The organism is Mesorhizobium sp. USDA 4132 (genome assembly GCF_056279545.1).
The window spans coordinates 3,075,947-3,090,207 of record NZ_JBWCCP010000001.1 but is presented as its reverse complement, the minus strand read 5'-3'; the positions used below and the strand labels follow the sequence as shown (position 1 = coordinate 3,090,207).

The 14,261-nt window shown below is 62.1% G+C and carries 20 protein-coding genes; 12 read left to right on the top strand and 8 right to left on the bottom strand.

Features of this window, described 5'->3' with window-relative positions:
* The first annotated feature begins 55 nt into the window (after positions 1–55).
* The 8 genes from ACZ9IU_RS15790 (at position 56) to ACZ9IU_RS15755 (ending at position 3,783) form a co-directional block, all read left to right on the top strand.
* Positions 56–346, top strand: coding sequence for a nucleotidyltransferase family protein (locus tag ACZ9IU_RS15790; RefSeq protein WP_038544454.1), 291 nt, complete (start codon positions 56–58; stop codon positions 344–346).
* Complete coding sequence (locus ACZ9IU_RS15785; RefSeq protein ID WP_038544453.1) at positions 343–705, top strand: HepT-like ribonuclease domain-containing protein; 363 nt, start codon at positions 343–345, stop codon at positions 703–705. The genes ACZ9IU_RS15790 and ACZ9IU_RS15785 overlap by 4 nt, the downstream gene beginning before the upstream one ends.
* A 29-nt stretch (positions 706–734) precedes the next feature.
* Positions 735–1,235, top strand: a complete 501-nt coding sequence (locus ACZ9IU_RS15780) for an ureidoglycolate lyase (RefSeq protein WP_038544451.1) — start codon at positions 735–737, stop codon at positions 1,233–1,235.
* Positions 1,232–1,588: a hydroxyisourate hydrolase gene (gene uraH, locus ACZ9IU_RS15775; RefSeq protein ID WP_038544449.1), complete on the top strand. Its 357-nt coding sequence runs from the start codon at positions 1,232–1,234 to the stop codon at positions 1,586–1,588. The genes ACZ9IU_RS15780 and uraH overlap by 4 nt, the downstream gene beginning before the upstream one ends.
* A complete protein-coding gene (locus tag ACZ9IU_RS15770; RefSeq protein WP_038544447.1) occupies positions 1,588–2,337 on the top strand; it encodes a metallophosphoesterase family protein in 750 nt (249 codons plus the stop codon). The genes uraH and ACZ9IU_RS15770 overlap by 1 nt, the downstream gene beginning before the upstream one ends.
* A gap of 60 nt (positions 2,338–2,397) precedes the next feature.
* Positions 2,398–2,685 (top strand): type II toxin-antitoxin system Phd/YefM family antitoxin, encoded by a 288-nt coding sequence (locus ACZ9IU_RS15765; RefSeq protein WP_038544445.1) that lies wholly within the window; start codon positions 2,398–2,400, stop codon positions 2,683–2,685.
* A complete protein-coding gene (locus tag ACZ9IU_RS15760) occupies positions 2,685–2,969 on the top strand; it encodes a Txe/YoeB family addiction module toxin (protein WP_038544443.1) in 285 nt (94 codons plus the stop codon). The genes ACZ9IU_RS15765 and ACZ9IU_RS15760 overlap by 1 nt, the downstream gene beginning before the upstream one ends.
* 70 nt (positions 2,970–3,039) lie before the next feature.
* On the top strand, positions 3,040–3,783 hold the full coding sequence (locus ACZ9IU_RS15755; RefSeq protein WP_038544441.1) for a hypothetical protein: 744 nt from the start codon (positions 3,040–3,042) through the stop codon (positions 3,781–3,783).
* 30 nt (positions 3,784–3,813) lie between these two features.
* Here ACZ9IU_RS15755 and ACZ9IU_RS15750 read toward each other — a convergent pair whose 3' ends face one another.
* Positions 3,814–4,959 (bottom strand): alpha-hydroxy acid oxidase, encoded by a 1,146-nt coding sequence (locus ACZ9IU_RS15750; RefSeq protein ID WP_038544439.1) that lies wholly within the window; start codon positions 4,957–4,959, stop codon positions 3,814–3,816.
* A 137-nt stretch (positions 4,960–5,096) separates the two neighbouring features.
* Positions 5,097–6,071 (bottom strand): quinone oxidoreductase family protein, encoded by a 975-nt coding sequence (locus ACZ9IU_RS15745; RefSeq protein WP_038544437.1) that lies wholly within the window; start codon positions 6,069–6,071, stop codon positions 5,097–5,099.
* Between the two features lie 95 nt (positions 6,072–6,166).
* On the opposite strand from ACZ9IU_RS15745, the gene ACZ9IU_RS15740 reads away from it, so the two are divergent.
* The gene (locus ACZ9IU_RS15740) at positions 6,167–7,024 is read left to right on the top strand and encodes a LysR family transcriptional regulator (RefSeq protein WP_173426753.1); all 858 of its coding nucleotides are present in this window, start codon (positions 6,167–6,169) and stop codon (positions 7,022–7,024) included.
* On the opposite strand, the gene guaD is transcribed toward ACZ9IU_RS15740, so the two are convergent.
* Both guaD and puuD read right to left on the bottom strand, forming a co-directional pair.
* Positions 7,021–8,349 carry a guanine deaminase gene (guaD, locus tag ACZ9IU_RS15735; protein ID WP_038544434.1) on the bottom strand — a complete coding sequence of 443 codons (1,329 nt, stop codon included), beginning with the start codon at positions 8,347–8,349 and terminating at the stop codon, positions 7,021–7,023. The genes ACZ9IU_RS15740 and guaD overlap by 4 nt on opposite strands.
* Positions 8,346–9,572, bottom strand: coding sequence for a urate hydroxylase PuuD (gene puuD / locus ACZ9IU_RS15730; protein WP_038544432.1), 1,227 nt, complete (start codon positions 9,570–9,572; stop codon positions 8,346–8,348). The genes guaD and puuD overlap by 4 nt, the downstream gene beginning before the upstream one ends.
* A 304-nt stretch (positions 9,573–9,876) precedes the next feature.
* Between puuD and ACZ9IU_RS15725 the strand changes: the two genes are divergently transcribed.
* A complete protein-coding gene (locus ACZ9IU_RS15725; RefSeq protein WP_038544430.1) occupies positions 9,877–10,236 on the top strand; it encodes a hypothetical protein in 360 nt (119 codons plus the stop codon).
* Positions 10,237–10,323: 87 nt separating this feature from the next.
* On the opposite strand, the gene ACZ9IU_RS15720 is transcribed toward ACZ9IU_RS15725, so the two are convergent.
* The gene (locus ACZ9IU_RS15720; RefSeq protein ID WP_038544428.1) at positions 10,324–11,220 is read right to left on the bottom strand and encodes a LysR substrate-binding domain-containing protein; all 897 of its coding nucleotides are present in this window, start codon (positions 11,218–11,220) and stop codon (positions 10,324–10,326) included.
* A 116-nt stretch (positions 11,221–11,336) separates the two neighbouring features.
* Between ACZ9IU_RS15720 and ACZ9IU_RS15715 the strand changes: the two genes are divergently transcribed.
* A complete protein-coding gene (locus ACZ9IU_RS15715) occupies positions 11,337–11,564 on the top strand; it encodes a hypothetical protein (RefSeq protein ID WP_038544426.1) in 228 nt (75 codons plus the stop codon).
* A gap of 43 nt (positions 11,565–11,607) precedes the next feature.
* Here the strand turns inward: ACZ9IU_RS15715 and ACZ9IU_RS15710 are convergent, their stop codons facing one another.
* A complete protein-coding gene (locus ACZ9IU_RS15710) occupies positions 11,608–12,540 on the bottom strand; it encodes a LysR substrate-binding domain-containing protein (protein ID WP_038544424.1) in 933 nt (310 codons plus the stop codon).
* A gap of 110 nt (positions 12,541–12,650) precedes the next feature.
* Here ACZ9IU_RS15710 and ACZ9IU_RS15705 point away from each other — a divergent pair, with 110 nt between their 5' ends.
* Entirely contained in the window at positions 12,651–12,884 is a 234-nt protein-coding gene (locus ACZ9IU_RS15705) for a hypothetical protein (protein ID WP_038544422.1), read from the top strand.
* On the opposite strand, the gene xdhC is transcribed toward ACZ9IU_RS15705, so the two are convergent.
* Together xdhC and ACZ9IU_RS15695 are read right to left on the bottom strand one after the other, a co-directional pair.
* Positions 12,858–13,691: a xanthine dehydrogenase accessory protein XdhC gene (gene xdhC / locus ACZ9IU_RS15700; protein WP_038544420.1), complete on the bottom strand. Its 834-nt coding sequence runs from the start codon at positions 13,689–13,691 to the stop codon at positions 12,858–12,860. The genes ACZ9IU_RS15705 and xdhC overlap by 27 nt on opposite strands.
* Positions 13,692–13,883: 192 nt before the next feature.
* Positions 13,884–14,255, bottom strand: coding sequence for an endonuclease domain-containing protein (locus ACZ9IU_RS15695; protein ID WP_038544417.1), 372 nt, complete (start codon positions 14,253–14,255; stop codon positions 13,884–13,886).
* Positions 14,256–14,261 lie beyond the last annotated feature (6 nt).

The following is a 14,261-nucleotide window of genomic DNA, read 5'->3' as shown; positions in this document are numbered from 1 at the left end:
GCTTCTTTCCTCGATCCTTTCCGTCGCTTATATTGGCGATATCAGGAGTGACGCCATGAGACCGTCGGAAGTGCTGGAGAAGAACCGGGATGTCATCCGGGAGATCGTTGCCCGCCGGCAGGTCTCCAATCCTCGCGTCTATGGCTCAGTGCTGCGCGGCGAAGACCGACCCGACAGCGATCTCGATATCCTGGTCGACCCGTCGCCGACCACGTCCCTGTTCACGCTCGGCGGACTTCAGGGAGATCTCGAAGAAGCGTTGGGCGTTCCGGTGGATGTCAAGGTTCCGGGGGATTTTCCGCCCAAGATCCGCGAACGCATCGTCGCGGAAGCGTTGGCGATATGAGTGCAGAGCGTCTCGAAGCCTATCTTGATCGGATGGTCGTCACTGGAAACAAGGCCGTCAGATATGTCTCTGGCCTGGATCGCGAGGCCTTTCGGCTTGATGAAATCAAGCAGGATGCGGTGATCGCCAACATCATGGCGATCGGCGAATGCGCGACCAAGATCATGGAGCGTTTTCCGGATTTCGTCGTCGAGCATCCGGAGATCCCGTGGAGAGACATCCGCGACATGCGCAACCGCATCGCACATCAGTATTTTCACCTGGATATCGGCACGGTCTGGTTGACCGTCGATCGGATGATCCCGGAACTTCTCTCCCAGCTCGACTCCCTGCGCAACTGGCGTGCTCAGGGTGAATGACTGAAGCAGAATGATCGAAGGCGAATGAATTGACCGAATATCTGGAAATCCTGCCCCTTACCAAGCAAGCCTTCGCGCCTTTCGGCGATGTCATCGAGGCCGATCCGGCGACCATGCGGCTGATCAACGGGGGGACGACCGAACGCTATCATGCGCTCGCCGAGCCAGTCGTGATCGGCGAGCCGGAGCGGCTGATCTTCAGCATTTTCCGCAGCAAGCCGCGGCAGTTCCCTTACGCGATCACCATGATGGAGCGGCATCCTTTCGCCAGCCAGAGCTTTTCGCCGATCTCCGGCCAACCGTTCCTGATCGCCGTTTCGGATGACGAAGGCGGTCGGCCGGGCAAACCGCAAGTCTTTCTCGTGCAGCCGCATCAGGGCGTCAATTATTTCCCCAATTCGTGGCATCATCCCCTGATCGCGATCGGGGTCGTCAGCGATTTCCTGGTGGTGGACAGGGATAATACCTCCGCGAACTACGAGGAAGCGTTCTTCGAGACCCCGTATCTCATCGCGGAGCCAAGCCTATGACGGGCCTCACCACCCATGTGCTCGACACCGCCAGCGGTACGCCTGCGGAGGGGCTTTCGATCGATCTCTACCGGCTGAACGGTGAGGCTCGCGAAAAACTGCAGACTGTCGTCACCAATAGCGACGGCCGCGTCGATGGCGGGCCGATCCTGATCGGCGAGACCTTTCTTGCCGGCGAATACGAACTGGTTTTCCATGCCGGCGCCTACCTTCGAGCCCGCGGCGTTGCCTTGACCGAGCCGCCCTTTCTCGACGTGATCCCGATCCGTTTCGGCATTTCCGACACGACGGCGCACTATCACGTGCCGCTGCTGCTTTCGCCCTACGGTTATTCCACCTATCGGGGGAGCTGATGCGCTTTGCCGCGATCGCCGACATCCACGGGAATTGCGCAGCGCTCGAAGCGGTGCTTGCCGATATTCACGGGCAAGGCATCACCGAGATCGTCAATCTCGGCGATTGCCTGAGCGGCCCCCTCGAAGCCGGGCGCACCGCCGACCTGCTGCTCCTTCTCGATACGATGGCGACGCTGACGGTGCGCGGCAATCACGATCGCTACCTGATCGAAAACCCGGCGAATGCAATGCCCTCCTGGGAAGTGCACGCCTTTTCGCAATTGGCGCCGCGCCACCTGCAATGGCTGCGCAAGCTGCCGTTCAGCGCCGTCTATCGGGACGAGGCCTATCTTTGCCACGCGACGCCGCAGTCGGACAACGTTTACTGGCTGGAGCAGGTATCGAGCCAAGGCCATGTCTTTCTGAAGCCGCTGGAGGAGATCGAGGCGCTGGCTGACGGCATCGAACAACCGCTGATCCTTTGCGGCCACAGCCATATTCCGCGGGCGGTGCAACTGTCCGACGGCCGGTTGATCGTCAATCCCGGCAGCGTCGGCTGTCCGGCCTATGACGACGACACGCCGCATTTCCACAAGGTGGAAACCGGCCACGCCATGGCATCCTACGCGATCCTGGAAAAGACCTCCGCCGGCTGGATACCGCAATTCCGCAACGTGACCTACGACCACCTGGCAATGTCGCGCCTCGCCGCCGAAAACGGCCGCGCCGACTGGGCGGTGGCACTGGCGACGGGCCGGGCGGGGTAGTCCAAATTGACTTCGCTAGAGACTTGTACTATTTATTGTACAGGTAATGAGGAGCCGCCCATGCGCACCGTCATGTTTTCCCAAGCCCGCCAAGAGCTTGCTAGCCTCCTCGACGAGGTATCGAACGACCGCGCTCCGATCGAAATCATGCGCCGCGACAAGCCATCGGCCATCCTGATCGATAAGGACGAATACGAGGGGATGCTGGAGACGCTGCATCTGATGTCGACGCCCGCCAATGCGACGCGGCTGATGGAGGCGATCGCCAACGTCAACGACGGCTCCAAGCTGATCGCGCACGACTTGATTGAACCTGAAGACTATATTCCCAACAAGAAGGCCGATTGATGCCTCCAGGGAAAGCCTACCTGCTCGTCTGGGAGCCGGAGGGCTGGCGCGAGTATGTTTCCTGGCAGGAGACCGATCCCAAAATGGTCGGTCGGATCAACGAGTTGATCAGGGACACATTGCGTCACCCCTTCGAGGGCATCGGTAAGCCTGAGCCTTTGCGCAATCAGCTCAAAGGGCAGTGGTCGCGCCGGATTACTCAGGAACACCGCCTCGTTTACCGAGTGGAGAACAGCAGCGATCAGCCGCGGCTGATCATCCTCCAATGCCGTTTCCACTACTGACCGCTCTTTCCGAAACCTTTCGGCAATCCTTCCCCACGATACTTTCTCCGATTCGACAGGAGAGATCGTCATGGCTCAAACGCGCGGCAAATCCGGTTCTCGGCGCAGGAGCGCGCCCAAGCGGTCGTCGAGCTCCGGTTCGTCGCTCTGGCCTTGGCTCGGAGTGCTAGCGCTGGTGGCCGGCGGGATTGCGCTTTACGAGAATTCCGCGGCAACGAGGCGTTTTGTTGCTGGCCTGACTTCGGGAAAACCGCTCCAGGTCGCGGCAAAACCTGTGCCGGCGAAATCCGTCGAGGCAAGTTCCGGCCCGTCGCACCGACCGGTCACGCCAAAGCCTGCGGTCGCTCCCGACCAGAGCCACACTGCCGCGATCATCCCGCCGGCGCCGATCGGCAAGCCGATTCTCGAGGAGATCCAGAAGGCTGCCGAGGCGCCGAAGAGCAACGAGAACCTTGCCGGCGCCTATGAGGCGAAATTCTATCTGTGCGGATCGGCCAAGCAGGACGACTGCGTCACCGCCGCCGACCGTTTCGTATTCCACGGCCAGAAAATCCGCCTCGTCGGCATCGAGGTGCCCGACATCAAGAAGCCGCGTTGCGAGGCGGAGCGGATCAAGGCGAGCGATGCGGAGCTGCGGGTGCGGGCCTTCCTCGATTCCGGTCCGTTCGAACTCGTCACCTGGCAGGGCAACGAGGACGAGGTCGAAGGCCACAAGCTACGCGAAGTCACCCGCAACGGCCGCTCGCTCGCCGATGTCCTCGTCAACGAGGGCCTGGCCAAGCGGCCGGGCGTTGGCAAGGGCGGCTGGTGCTGAGATAGCAGATCCTCCGCCTTCGCCCGGTCGTCAGAACGGCATGTTGGCGAGGATGTTGCGGTCGATATGCTGGATATCCCGCTTGCCGCAAAGCGCCATGGTGATATCGAGCTCCTTGCGGATGATCTCGAGCGTCGTGGTGACGCCTTCCTTGCCCATGGCGCCGAGGCCGTAGAGGAAGGGCCGGCCGATATGGGTGCCGCGGGCGCCGAGGGCCACGGCCTTCAGCACGTCCTGGCCTGAGCGGATGCCACCGTCTACATGCACCTCGATCCGGTCGCCGACCGCATCGACGATCCTCGGCAGCATGCTGATCGAGGATGGAGCCCCATCGAGCTGGCGACCGCCGTGGTTGGAGACGATGATCGCGTCCGCGCCGGTGTCGGCGGCGGCGCGCGCGTCCTCTTCGTCGAGAATGCCCTTGATGATCATCTTGCCGCCCCAGAGGTCCTTGATCCAGCGGATGTCGTCCCAAGACAGCCGCGGGTCGAACTGTTCGGCCGTCCAGGCGCCGAGCGAGGAGAGGTCGGAAACATTGCTCGCATGGCCGACGATATTGCCGAAACCGCGGCGCTTGGTGCCGAGCATTTCCAGGCACCATCGCGGGCGCGTCACGAGCTGCAGGGCCGCGTTGAGCGTCGGCTTCGGCGGAGCAGCAAGGCCGTTGCGCAGGTCCTTGTGGCGCTGGCCGAGGATCTGCAGGTCGGCGGTGACGACCAGCGCCGAGCAGTTCGCCGCCTTGGCGCGGCCGATCAGCCGTTCGACGAAGCCGCGGTCCTTCATCACGTAGAGCTGGAACCAGAAGGGTTTGGTGGTCACCGAGGCGACGTCCTCGATCGAGCAGATGCTCATGGTCGAGAGCGTGAAGGGCACGCCGAATTCTTCCGCCGCCTTGGCGGCCAGCATTTCGCCATCCGCATGCTGCATGCCGGTCATGCCGGTCGGCGCCAGCGCCACGGGCATCGCGGCCTTTTCGCCGATCATCGTGGTTTCGAGCGTGCGGTTGGTCATGTCGACCAGGACGCGCTGGCGCAGCTTGATCCTGGAATAGTCTTCCTCGTTCGCCCGATACGTTCCCTCTGTCCAGGCGCCGCTGTCGGCATAGTCGAAGAACATCTTCGGCACCCGACGGCGGGCAAGGATTTTCAGGTCTGCGATGGTCAGCGGTTTGGACATCGATATTCTTCCTCCGGATGCTAGCAGACGAGTAGCATATCTTCGCCGCACTGCCAGAGGAATGTCGAGCGATATCGCGCGCTGTTTCTCCCCAGTTTATCTCCTGGGCGTGGGGTCCTGCGCGATATCGCCTGCCGTCACTCGGGGATAAGCAGCAGGCTGCCGGCTGCACGGCCGCTTTCCAGGAATTCCTGCGCCCTGGCTGCCTCTTCTAGCGGATACTTTCCCGCGACGACCGCGGTGATGCCGTTCTCCATTGCGGCAATCGCCGCGTTCGCCGCCTCGCGATAATTGGCCTGGTCGATGATGAAGGCAAGGATGCTGGGATGCGACAGGGCCTTGCCCGGCCTTAGCTGATCGACGCTGACCGGCGGGATCGGGCCGGCGGCCTGGCCTATGGTCGCCACGGTGCCGAACGGTCGGACGCTGTCGATCGTCTTGGCAAGCACCGAACCGCCAATTCCGTCATAGCCGACATCGACGCCGCGTCCGTTCGTCCGGAACTTGACCTCACCCACCAGATCCGCATCGCGCCCGACGATCAAGTGATCGGCGCCGTAGCTGCGGGCCAGTTCCGCCTTTTCCTCCGAGCTTACGGTTCCGATCACCGTCGCACCGAGTTCCTTGGCCCATTTGACCAGGATCGCACCGAGACCGCCTGCGGCCGCGTGAACCAGGACGGTGGTGCCGGTGCCGACCGGATAAGTCTTGTAAAGCAGCATATAGGCCGTCATCGCTTTCAGCAGCGAGGAGGCCGCCGTCGCCGCGTCGATCTGCGGCGGAAGAAGGATGGCCCGCTGTGCCGCCAGCGCCCGGCGCGTCGCATAGGCTCCGGCCGGGACGCCACAATAGGCGATCCGATCGCCGATCTTCAGACCGGCGATCGCGGAGCCGACGGCTTCCACCGTGCCGGCCGCCTCGACACCGATCACGGCGGGATAGGATGGCAGCGCGTAGATCCCCCTGCGGTGATAGATATCGACGAAGTTCATGCCGATCGCGTCGTGCCGCACGATAATTTCGTCCTCCTTGGGCGTTAGTTGAGGCTGTTCCAGAATCTGCAGGTTTTCCAACCCGCCGGGGGAGGTCAGGCTCACCAGGATATTCGCCATCGTCATTCTCCATGTTTGAGGCGGGGTCAGGATGGGCCTTTGCTTATTGTTTGAAAATTCCCTATTCGTGGACAATCGATGGGAAAAATTTGACAATGCTCGACTGGGAAAACCTCCGTTACTTTCTGGCGCTCTCGAACAGCGGAACGTTGCTCGGCGCCGCCCGGATACTCGGCGTGGAACACGCGACCGTCAGCCGCCGCGTGGCGCTTCTGGAGGAGCAGTTGCAGGCAAGATTGGTCGATCGCCGCGGCCGGAAGGTCACACTGACTGTCGAAGGCGAACGCATTGCCGAACTGGCACGGCGGATGGAGGAACAGGCTCTCGCCACCGATCAGGCGAGGCTCAAACAGGATCGGCTGGCCGGCACGGTGCGCATCAGCGCACCTCCGGCCCTTTCGGACCTGCTGTTGCCGGAGCCAATCGCTATGCTTCGCCGACGTAACCCCGAGATCGAGATCGTCGTTGCCGGCGAAAAGCGCTACGCTTCCCTCAACCGTCGAGAGGCGGACATTGCGGTGCGTCTGGCCCGTCCCGAACAGGGGGATCTTACAGTCATGCGGATCGGCAGCGTTCGGTTCGATTTCTATGCGTCGCCGTCCTACCTTGCCGAGACGCCACAAGAGGAATGGAGCTTTATCGCTTACGGCGAGGACATGGAGACTTCGCCGCAGCATCGGCGGCTTCTCGATATCGCGAGAGGACGGCGTGTCGGCCTGAGGGCCTCGACGCTGGAATTCCAGCGCGCAATGGCCCGGGCGGGCGGCGGGGTCGCCATCCTGCCCGATTTCTTCGTCAGCGCCGGCGACGGGCTCGCCGTCGCGCTGGTGGAGGACGAACCCGTGACGCGCGACATCTGGCTCGTCGTCCATTCGGATATCCGCGACGTGCCGATTGTCCGCGCTGTCATGGACGCGATCAAGGAGGGCGCTCGGCGGAAGGCGGGCGGCTAGGCCCTGACCTGGCTTACGTCGAACTCGCCCTTCATCGCCTTGCCCGCCACATAGGTCTCGACCACGGCGCGGTCGTCGCCCATGGTCTGGAGCAGGAAGAGTTCCTCGGCCAGCGTCTTCACCGTTTCCATCCGCAGCCGCATGGCCGGCGTCGGGGCGGCGTTCAGCACCACGAGGTCGGCATCGGTGCCGGGCTCCAGGGTGCCGATACGTTCCGCCATCGACAGCGCCTCGGCATTGCCTCTGGTCATCAGGTAGAAGCTTTCGAGCGGGTTCAGACGCTCGCCGAGGAGCTGCTGGATCTTGTAGGCCTCGTCCATCGTCCGCAGCATCGAATAGCTCGATCCGCCGCCGATATCGGTGGCGACTGCCACCCTGACCGGCTTTTCCCGCCGCATCAGCGATTTCATCGGAAACAGGCCGGAGCCGAGGAAGAGGTTGGAGGTCGGGCAGTGGACTGCGACGGCGCCTGCCTCCGACAACACATCGGCTTCGCGGTCGGAAAGATGGATCGCGTGGCCGAGCAGGGTCTTGGGCCCGAGAAGGCCGTAATGGGCGTAGATGTCGGTATAGTCCCTGGCGTCCGGATAAAGCTCGCCCGTGTAGCGGATCTCCTCGTGGTTCTCGGAGAGATGCGTCTGGATATGCAGGTCGGGAAACTCCTGCGCCAGCGCCTGGGCTGCCTTCATCTGGGCGGGCGTCGAGGTGATCGCGAAGCGCGGGGTGATGGCGACGTGGCAGCGGCCCTTGCCGTGCCAGTCGGCAATTACCGCGCGGGTTTCGTCATAACCCATCTGCGGCGTGTCGAGCAGACCCTGCGGGGCGTTGCGGTCCATCATCACCTTGCCGCCGACCATGCACATGCCGCGCTTCAGGGCTTCGGCAAAGAAAGCGTCGGCCGAGGTCTTGTGAACGGAGCAGTAGGCGACCGCCGTGGTGGTGCCGTGGCGCAGCAACTCGTCATAGAAATGTGTGGCGATGCGCGCCGCGTGTTCGCTTTCGACGAACCGGCATTCCTCAGGGAAGGTGTAGGTGTTCAGCCATTCGAGCAGATTGGCGGCATAGGAGGCGATCACCTGCATCTGCGGGAAATGCAGGTGCGTGTCGATGAAGCCCGGCAGGATCAGATGCGGCCGATGGTCGATTTCCTCGACGCCCTCCGGCGCAATCGCCTTGACCGTTCCGTAGCTGCCGGCAACCGAAATCGTGTTCCCGTCGATCAGCAGCGCGCCGTCGCTCTCATAGGCGTAACTGTCCGTGTCGGTCAGCGAGTGCGGAGCGCGCTTGAAGGAGAGCAGCCGTCCGCGGATCAGCATCTGTGTCATTGGGATATCGTGCTTTCGTACCAGGCCGTCAGCAGCCGGCGTTCATCCGGCGAGATGGCGGTGACGTTGCCGGGCGGCATGGCATGACTGCGGCCCGCCTGGATATAGATCTCCCGCGCGTGGGCGGCAATCTCCGCGTCGGTCTCCAGTCTGACGGATTTCGGGGTGAAATTGACGCCTTCATAAACGGGTTCAGCCGCGTGGCACATGGAACAGCGCGCCTGCACGACATCCCTCGCTGCGCCGAAATGGGCATTGGCCGCGAATTTCTGGGCGATCGGGGTCATCGAGGTCTCGGTCTCGCCGGTCAGAACCTTCGGCACGGTCGAGAGCCACATGATGACGATGAAGAGCAGAACCGTCACCAGCCAGGTCCAGGTCGGCTTGCCCTTGCGGGCGTGGGTGGTGTTGAACCAGTGCCTGATCGTCACGCCCATCAGGAAGACGAGTGCGGCGATCACCCAGTTGAAATGGGTCGCAAACGCCAGCGGATAGTGGTTGGAGAGCATGAAGAAGATGACGGGCAGCGTCAGGTAGTTGTTGTGCAGCGAACGCTGCTTGGCGATCATGCCGTATTTCGGGTCGGGCGTGCGCCCCGCGATCAGGTCGGCGACGACGATCTTCTGGTTGGGGATGATGATGAAGAAGACGTTGGCGGACATGATCGTCGCGGTGAACGCGCCGAGATGCAGGAAGGCGGCGCGGCCGGAGAATATCTGCGTATACCCCCAGGCCATGGCGATCAGCACCAGGAAGAGCAGCGCCATCAGCCCCCAGGTGTTCTTTCCGAGTGGTGATTTGCAGAGCAGATCGTAGATGATCCAGCCGATCGACAGCGATGCGAGCGATAACAGGATTGCTTGCCAGGGCGCGAGCGCCATCACCGTGCGATCGATCAGGAACAGGTCGGCGCCGCCGTAATAGACGATGCAGAGCATCAGAAAACCGGAGAGCCAGGTGAAATAGCTCTCGTATTTGAACCAGGTCAGGTGTTCGGGCATCTGTGCCGGCGCCACCAGGTATTTCTGGACGTGGTAGAAACCGCCGCCATGCACCTGCCATTCCTCGCCATAAACGCCGGCGGGCATGTTCGGGCGCTTCGTCAGCCCCAGATCGAGCGCGATGAAATAGAACGACGAGCCGATCCAGGCGATCGCCGTGATGACATGGAACCAGCGGGCGGCGAAACTCAGCCATTCCCAGGCGACGGCATATTCATACATTCAGACTTCCCCTTTTTGCCCCCCGACTCGTCACTTTGGGGAAAAAACCTGGCCAAGGGAAGAGGGCGCTGCGGCGAACACTTTTTGTTCCGCCACGGAACCGGGACCGGCAGCTTCGAGTTCCCTTCGCGCGATCCCCGGATTGGCAATAGTAGAATGTTCTTAATTGTGCATCGCGATAAGTAAGGGTTAATTGGTCAGATCGACTCACGTATTGTGACAGTTGCAAGTCAGCCGGCGAAAGCTTGGTAATGCGTGCGGTTCGAGCCGGTGATGGGGGCATTCATCAACGGAGACTAAGCTCATGCGTGGTATTCTGACAGGTGTGATGATTGCGTACGCGTCCTGCATCCAGATCGGTTCGGCCAGTGCCCACGAGGCGCACAGTTCGACCGGCGTGACCTGGAAATATGACGGTTTCTGCTGCAACGGCGACAACCATACAGGCGACTGCCAGATGATCGCGACCAAGAACGTCAAGATCATCGATGGCGGCTACGAGATCATTCTGGGTCCGGGCGATCATCGGCTGATCACGCGCCCGCATGATTTCAAACTGCCGCAGAGCCAGGCGAGGAGAAGCCAGGACGAGGAATACCATCTCTGTCTCTATCCGACCGAAGATACGCTGCGCTGCTTCTACGCGCCGGATATGAGCTACTAGAGGCCGCCAGCGGCCAGAAGTAACATGTCCAGCCGGTTTTCCGTCCAGCAAAGCGGCGGATAGAAAACCGACTGAAGGGTCCTGACCCTAGTCCCTGAATGTCGGCATGGTTTTCCGCATGAAGTCGCGGAAGGCACGGATCTTCTTGGAATTCCTGCGAGCCTCCGGATAGACCAGCCAATAGTCGCTCTTGTCATAGCCGAGGATGTCGAATGGCTGGACCAGCCGCCCGAGCGCGATGTCGTCCGCATAAAATTCCGGCTGCAGAATTCCGACCCCCTGGCTGGCGATCGCGGCGGCGGCTTCGAATGCCTGCGCGCCCATTCTGCTCACCGGCCGGCCGCTGAGGTCGACATCCGGCACCCCGGCTGCGGCAAACCAAAACGGCCACCATGGATCGCCGGGATCGATGATTCTGAGCTTCAGGATGTCTTCAGGCGTCTTTACGCCGCCGATCGTGGCGGCCAGATCCGGGCTCAGCATCGGCGTGAAATGATTTCGCATCAGAAAATGCCGGCGCAAGCCCGGCCATTCGCCCTTGCCGCTGCGGATCGCGATGTCCGCCTGGGAGCGCGAAAAATCGATCATCTCCTGCGATGTCTCCAGCCTGACGGCAATGCCGGGATTTTCGAGCTGGAAGGTGCCGAGATGGCGCGCCAGCCAGCGCGAGGCGAAGGTCGCCGTCGAATGGATGATCAGCGTGCCCTCCGATGCGTCGTGCAGAGTCGAAAGCGCATCGCCCATGATCGCGAAGGCTTCCGCGATCCTCGGCGCCAGCCGCTCGCCTGCCTCCGTCAACGAAACCTGCCGCGGCCGGCGCAGGAAGAGCTGCTCACCGATGGTGTCCTCGAGCAGCTTGATCTGGTAGCTCACGGCCGTCTGGGTCAGCCCGAGCTCCTCTCCGGCCCGGGTGAAGCTCATCAGCCGCGCGGCGGCCTCGAACACCCGAAGCGCATTCAGAGGAAACTGTTTCGACATCTTCATGAATAAGGTCTCTTGATCCGTGCAGACGGTAATTCGATTGGATTACCGAGGCTTTGGCGCGCAATCTACCCCCACAATCATCAAATGAAAACGGGGTATCCCGTTGGAGGCAAGAGATGTTTTCGATCCTCAACCGGCCGTTCGAGCAGTTTCTCCCGAAGCTCGGCATTGCCGCCGCCATACGCCGCCGCCTGGCTGTCCGCCGCAACAGTCTCGATCTCGAGGAAATGCCGCAATCCTGGCAACGCGACCTCGGCCTGCTCGACGGCCGCGACAGGCGCGGACCTCAAGAGGAGGGTGCCTTCCGCGCCGCAAGGCTCCTCTATTCGCAGCGGAATTTTTGATTGCGCAGCTGGCGGGAGGGCCGGTCTGCTTGACGGGCAGCCCCTATTGAGCGGCCGCCTCGCTTCGATTTGCTCCTATGGCCGCGAGGTCATCGGCGAGCGCCGCCTGGATCCAGGTTGCAAAGGCCGTGACCTTCGCCGTATTTCGCCGCGCCGGCGCGTAACACAGCCAATAGGTCTTGCCCTCGCCGACGCAGATATCGAAGGGCTGCAGGAGGCGGCCGGATGCCAGATCTTCCTGAAAGAGGAAGGGGCTCAGCATCGCCACGCCATGGCCGGATATCGCAGCCCTTGCCTCCAGATCGAGCGCGCCAAGGGCGTTGAGGCTGGTGTGCCGGATCTGATGCGGGTCGATGTGGGCCGCCTCGAACCATTCGTGCCACCCGTCACGGGTGTCGGTAATCCAGGGTAGTTTCAAAAGATCGGAAGGCTGCCGTATGCCACCCACGCTTTCCGCCAGTCGCGGAGACAGCATGGGCGCATAGTTGAGCCGAAAGAGAGGATGGCTGATCAACCCGTCGGATGGCCGGGTGCTGATACAGATCGTGATATCGGCCGAGCTATGGCGGTGGTCGTTGTTATCCAGCTGGCGCAGCAGGCGGACCTCGATTTGCGGGTGCAGGGCCTTGAAAATGTGGAGATGCGGCGACAGCCATTGCGCGGCAAACGATGGGGGCGAGTGGATTTCCAGCGTTTCCTCGATGCCGTTGCGCGTCGATTGCACCGCTTCGGTCAGCAGCGTGAAAGCCTCCGCCACCTTCGGAAGCAGTTTTTCACCCGTTTCGGTGAGTTTCAGCGCCCGTGGGCGGCGCAGAAAAACGGTGTCGCCGAGAAAATCCTCCAGGAGCTTGATCTGGTAGGTCACCGCCGTCTGGGTCATGCCGAGTTCTTCCGCGGCGCGGGTGAAATTTTCCAGGCGCGCGACGGCCTCGAAGACCCGAAGTGCATTCAGCGGAAACCGGCGTGATAATTTCATCGATAAGTTCTCTTGATCGCGACCGACTGTATTTGAATTGGAATTTTCCGGCAATCGGCTCCATTCATGGTCGCAACCAATCAAGCCATTCTTGTCGATGTGGAGCAACCATGCCGTCCGCAAACGCCCATGCCTTGCCTTTGAAACCCTCGCGTCCGATCTCGGCCTGGCGGCAGCTTCGGCGCTTTTTCCGTCGGCTCCTGCAGCCCTCGGGTCTGGGCATCCCGGCGCTGCCGGATGATCTGCGCGGGGATGTCGCCCTGCCGCCGAACCGGCCGGAGAGCCGCGAGGCGGCATTCTGGGACGGAAAACGGCGCTCAGGCAGTCGGGATCTGCCGCTTTGAGGTCTGTGCCTGCCGGGCGGCATAGATTTCCAGCAGCTCGGCCGCGACAAGTGCTGCGATCACGGCCGGGCGCTTGTCCCTGACCGCCGTGCCGCCGATCGGCAGCACGAGGCGGGGGAGCTGGTCATCACCGCCGCCCTCGCGCTTCAGCCAGTTGGCGAAGGTGGCACGTTTGGTTCGCGAGCCGATCATGCCGACATAGGCAAGATCGGCGCGTGCCAACGCGCGCTGGGCGATCAGGAAATCCAGCGCATGGTCGTGGGTGAGGATGATCGCCGCGCCGCCAGCCGGGATCTTGTCCACAAACGCTTCCGGCATGGCGGTCAGGTGTTTTTCCGTTTCGGCCGGCAGATCCTCCAGCGCCTCGGCACGGGTTTCGACGACTGACACCGCGAAGGGCAGGGGAACCAGCGCCCTTGCGAGCGCCTGGCCGACATGACCCGATCCGAACAGGGTCACCGCCGGGCGATCGTCTTCCTCGTCGCGCAGGCGCCTTTCCAGCATCTCGGCGAGTTCAGGTGTCAGCGGCCGGAACGCAAGCCGGGTATGGCCGCCGCAGCACTGGCCGATCTCCGGCCCAAGCGGAATGTCCATCACCGCCTCGCCGCCGCCAGCCAGCATCGCCCGGGCATTGTCGATCGCCATATATTCGAACTGCCCGCCGCCGATCGTCCCCCAGATCGCCTTATCGGCGACAAGCATGAAGGTGCCGGCTTCGCGGGGCGTGGAGCCCTTCGCCTCGCGGATTTCGACGAGGACAGATTTTGGATGGGTGGTGATGAATGCAGGAAGAGTGAGTTCGCGCACTAGGCACCCCCCTCTGTCCTGCCGGACATCTCCCCCACAAGGGGGGAGATCGGCAAGACGTGGTGTCTTGCCCGGTCCTCAGCCTCATCTGTGACGTGAGCCCGCCGCACCGAGAGGGAGTGGGGCCTGGCCACATCCGATCTCCCCCCTTGAGGGGGAGATGCCCGGCAGGGCAGAGGGGGGTAGCAACATCTACTCAAAGCGGTCGATCCCGATAATCCGCAGGAGGTGCATGCACACGTCGTCGATATGGCCGTGCACCTCGTCATTGGTGAACCTTACCACCTGCCAGCCAAGCGAGGCCAGTTGCTGATCTCTCGTTAAATCCCGCCTTATGTTCTGGTCGTAGGAATGGCTCACACCGTCAATTTCGATGATCAACTTATGCTCCGGGCAGGCAAAATCCACGATGTAGCCGGCGATCGGCATCTGCCGCCGGAAGCCAATTCCCATGAGGCGATGAGCGCGGACCGCATTCCAAAACTTCAACTCTGCCTCGGTCAGCGCCCGGCGCATGTTCCGGGCGTTTTTCCGATTGGCGTCGCGGACATGGAAATGCGGCATACGCGC

Bases quoted from the DNA above. Each gene is read 5' to 3' on its own strand.
- ACZ9IU_RS15790 (WP_038544454.1), top strand. From the start codon at position 56: ATGAGACCGTCGGAAGTGCTGGAGAAGAACCGGGATGTCATCCGGGAG.
- ACZ9IU_RS15785 (WP_038544453.1), top strand. From the start codon at position 343: ATGAGTGCAGAGCGTCTCGAAGCCTATCTTGATCGGATGGTCGTCACT.
- uraH (WP_038544449.1), top strand. From the start codon at position 1,232: ATGACGGGCCTCACCACCCATGTGCTCGACACCGCCAGCGGTACGCCT.
- ACZ9IU_RS15770 (WP_038544447.1), top strand. From the start codon at position 1,588: ATGCGCTTTGCCGCGATCGCCGACATCCACGGGAATTGCGCAGCGCTC.
- ACZ9IU_RS15765 (WP_038544445.1), top strand. From the start codon at position 2,398: ATGCGCACCGTCATGTTTTCCCAAGCCCGCCAAGAGCTTGCTAGCCTC.
- ACZ9IU_RS15760 (WP_038544443.1), top strand. From the start codon at position 2,685: ATGCCTCCAGGGAAAGCCTACCTGCTCGTCTGGGAGCCGGAGGGCTGG.
- ACZ9IU_RS15755 (WP_038544441.1), top strand. From the start codon at position 3,040: ATGGCTCAAACGCGCGGCAAATCCGGTTCTCGGCGCAGGAGCGCGCCC.
- ACZ9IU_RS15750 (WP_038544439.1), bottom strand. From the start codon at position 4,959: ATGTCCAAACCGCTGACCATCGCAGACCTGAAAATCCTTGCCCGCCGT.
- ACZ9IU_RS15745 (WP_038544437.1), bottom strand. From the start codon at position 6,071: ATGGCGAATATCCTGGTGAGCCTGACCTCCCCCGGCGGGTTGGAAAAC.
- ACZ9IU_RS15740 (WP_173426753.1), top strand. From the start codon at position 6,167: ATGCTCGACTGGGAAAACCTCCGTTACTTTCTGGCGCTCTCGAACAGC.
- guaD (WP_038544434.1), bottom strand. From the start codon at position 8,349: ATGACACAGATGCTGATCCGCGGACGGCTGCTCTCCTTCAAGCGCGCT.
- puuD (WP_038544432.1), bottom strand. From the start codon at position 9,572: ATGTATGAATATGCCGTCGCCTGGGAATGGCTGAGTTTCGCCGCCCGC.
- ACZ9IU_RS15725 (WP_038544430.1), top strand. From the start codon at position 9,877: ATGCGTGGTATTCTGACAGGTGTGATGATTGCGTACGCGTCCTGCATC.
- ACZ9IU_RS15720 (WP_038544428.1), bottom strand. From the start codon at position 11,220: ATGAAGATGTCGAAACAGTTTCCTCTGAATGCGCTTCGGGTGTTCGAG.
- ACZ9IU_RS15715 (WP_038544426.1), top strand. From the start codon at position 11,337: ATGTTTTCGATCCTCAACCGGCCGTTCGAGCAGTTTCTCCCGAAGCTC.
- ACZ9IU_RS15710 (WP_038544424.1), bottom strand. From the start codon at position 12,540: ATGAAATTATCACGCCGGTTTCCGCTGAATGCACTTCGGGTCTTCGAG.
- ACZ9IU_RS15705 (WP_038544422.1), top strand. From the start codon at position 12,651: ATGCCGTCCGCAAACGCCCATGCCTTGCCTTTGAAACCCTCGCGTCCG.
- ACZ9IU_RS15695 (WP_038544417.1), bottom strand. From the start codon at position 14,255: ATGCCGCATTTCCATGTCCGCGACGCCAATCGGAAAAACGCCCGGAAC.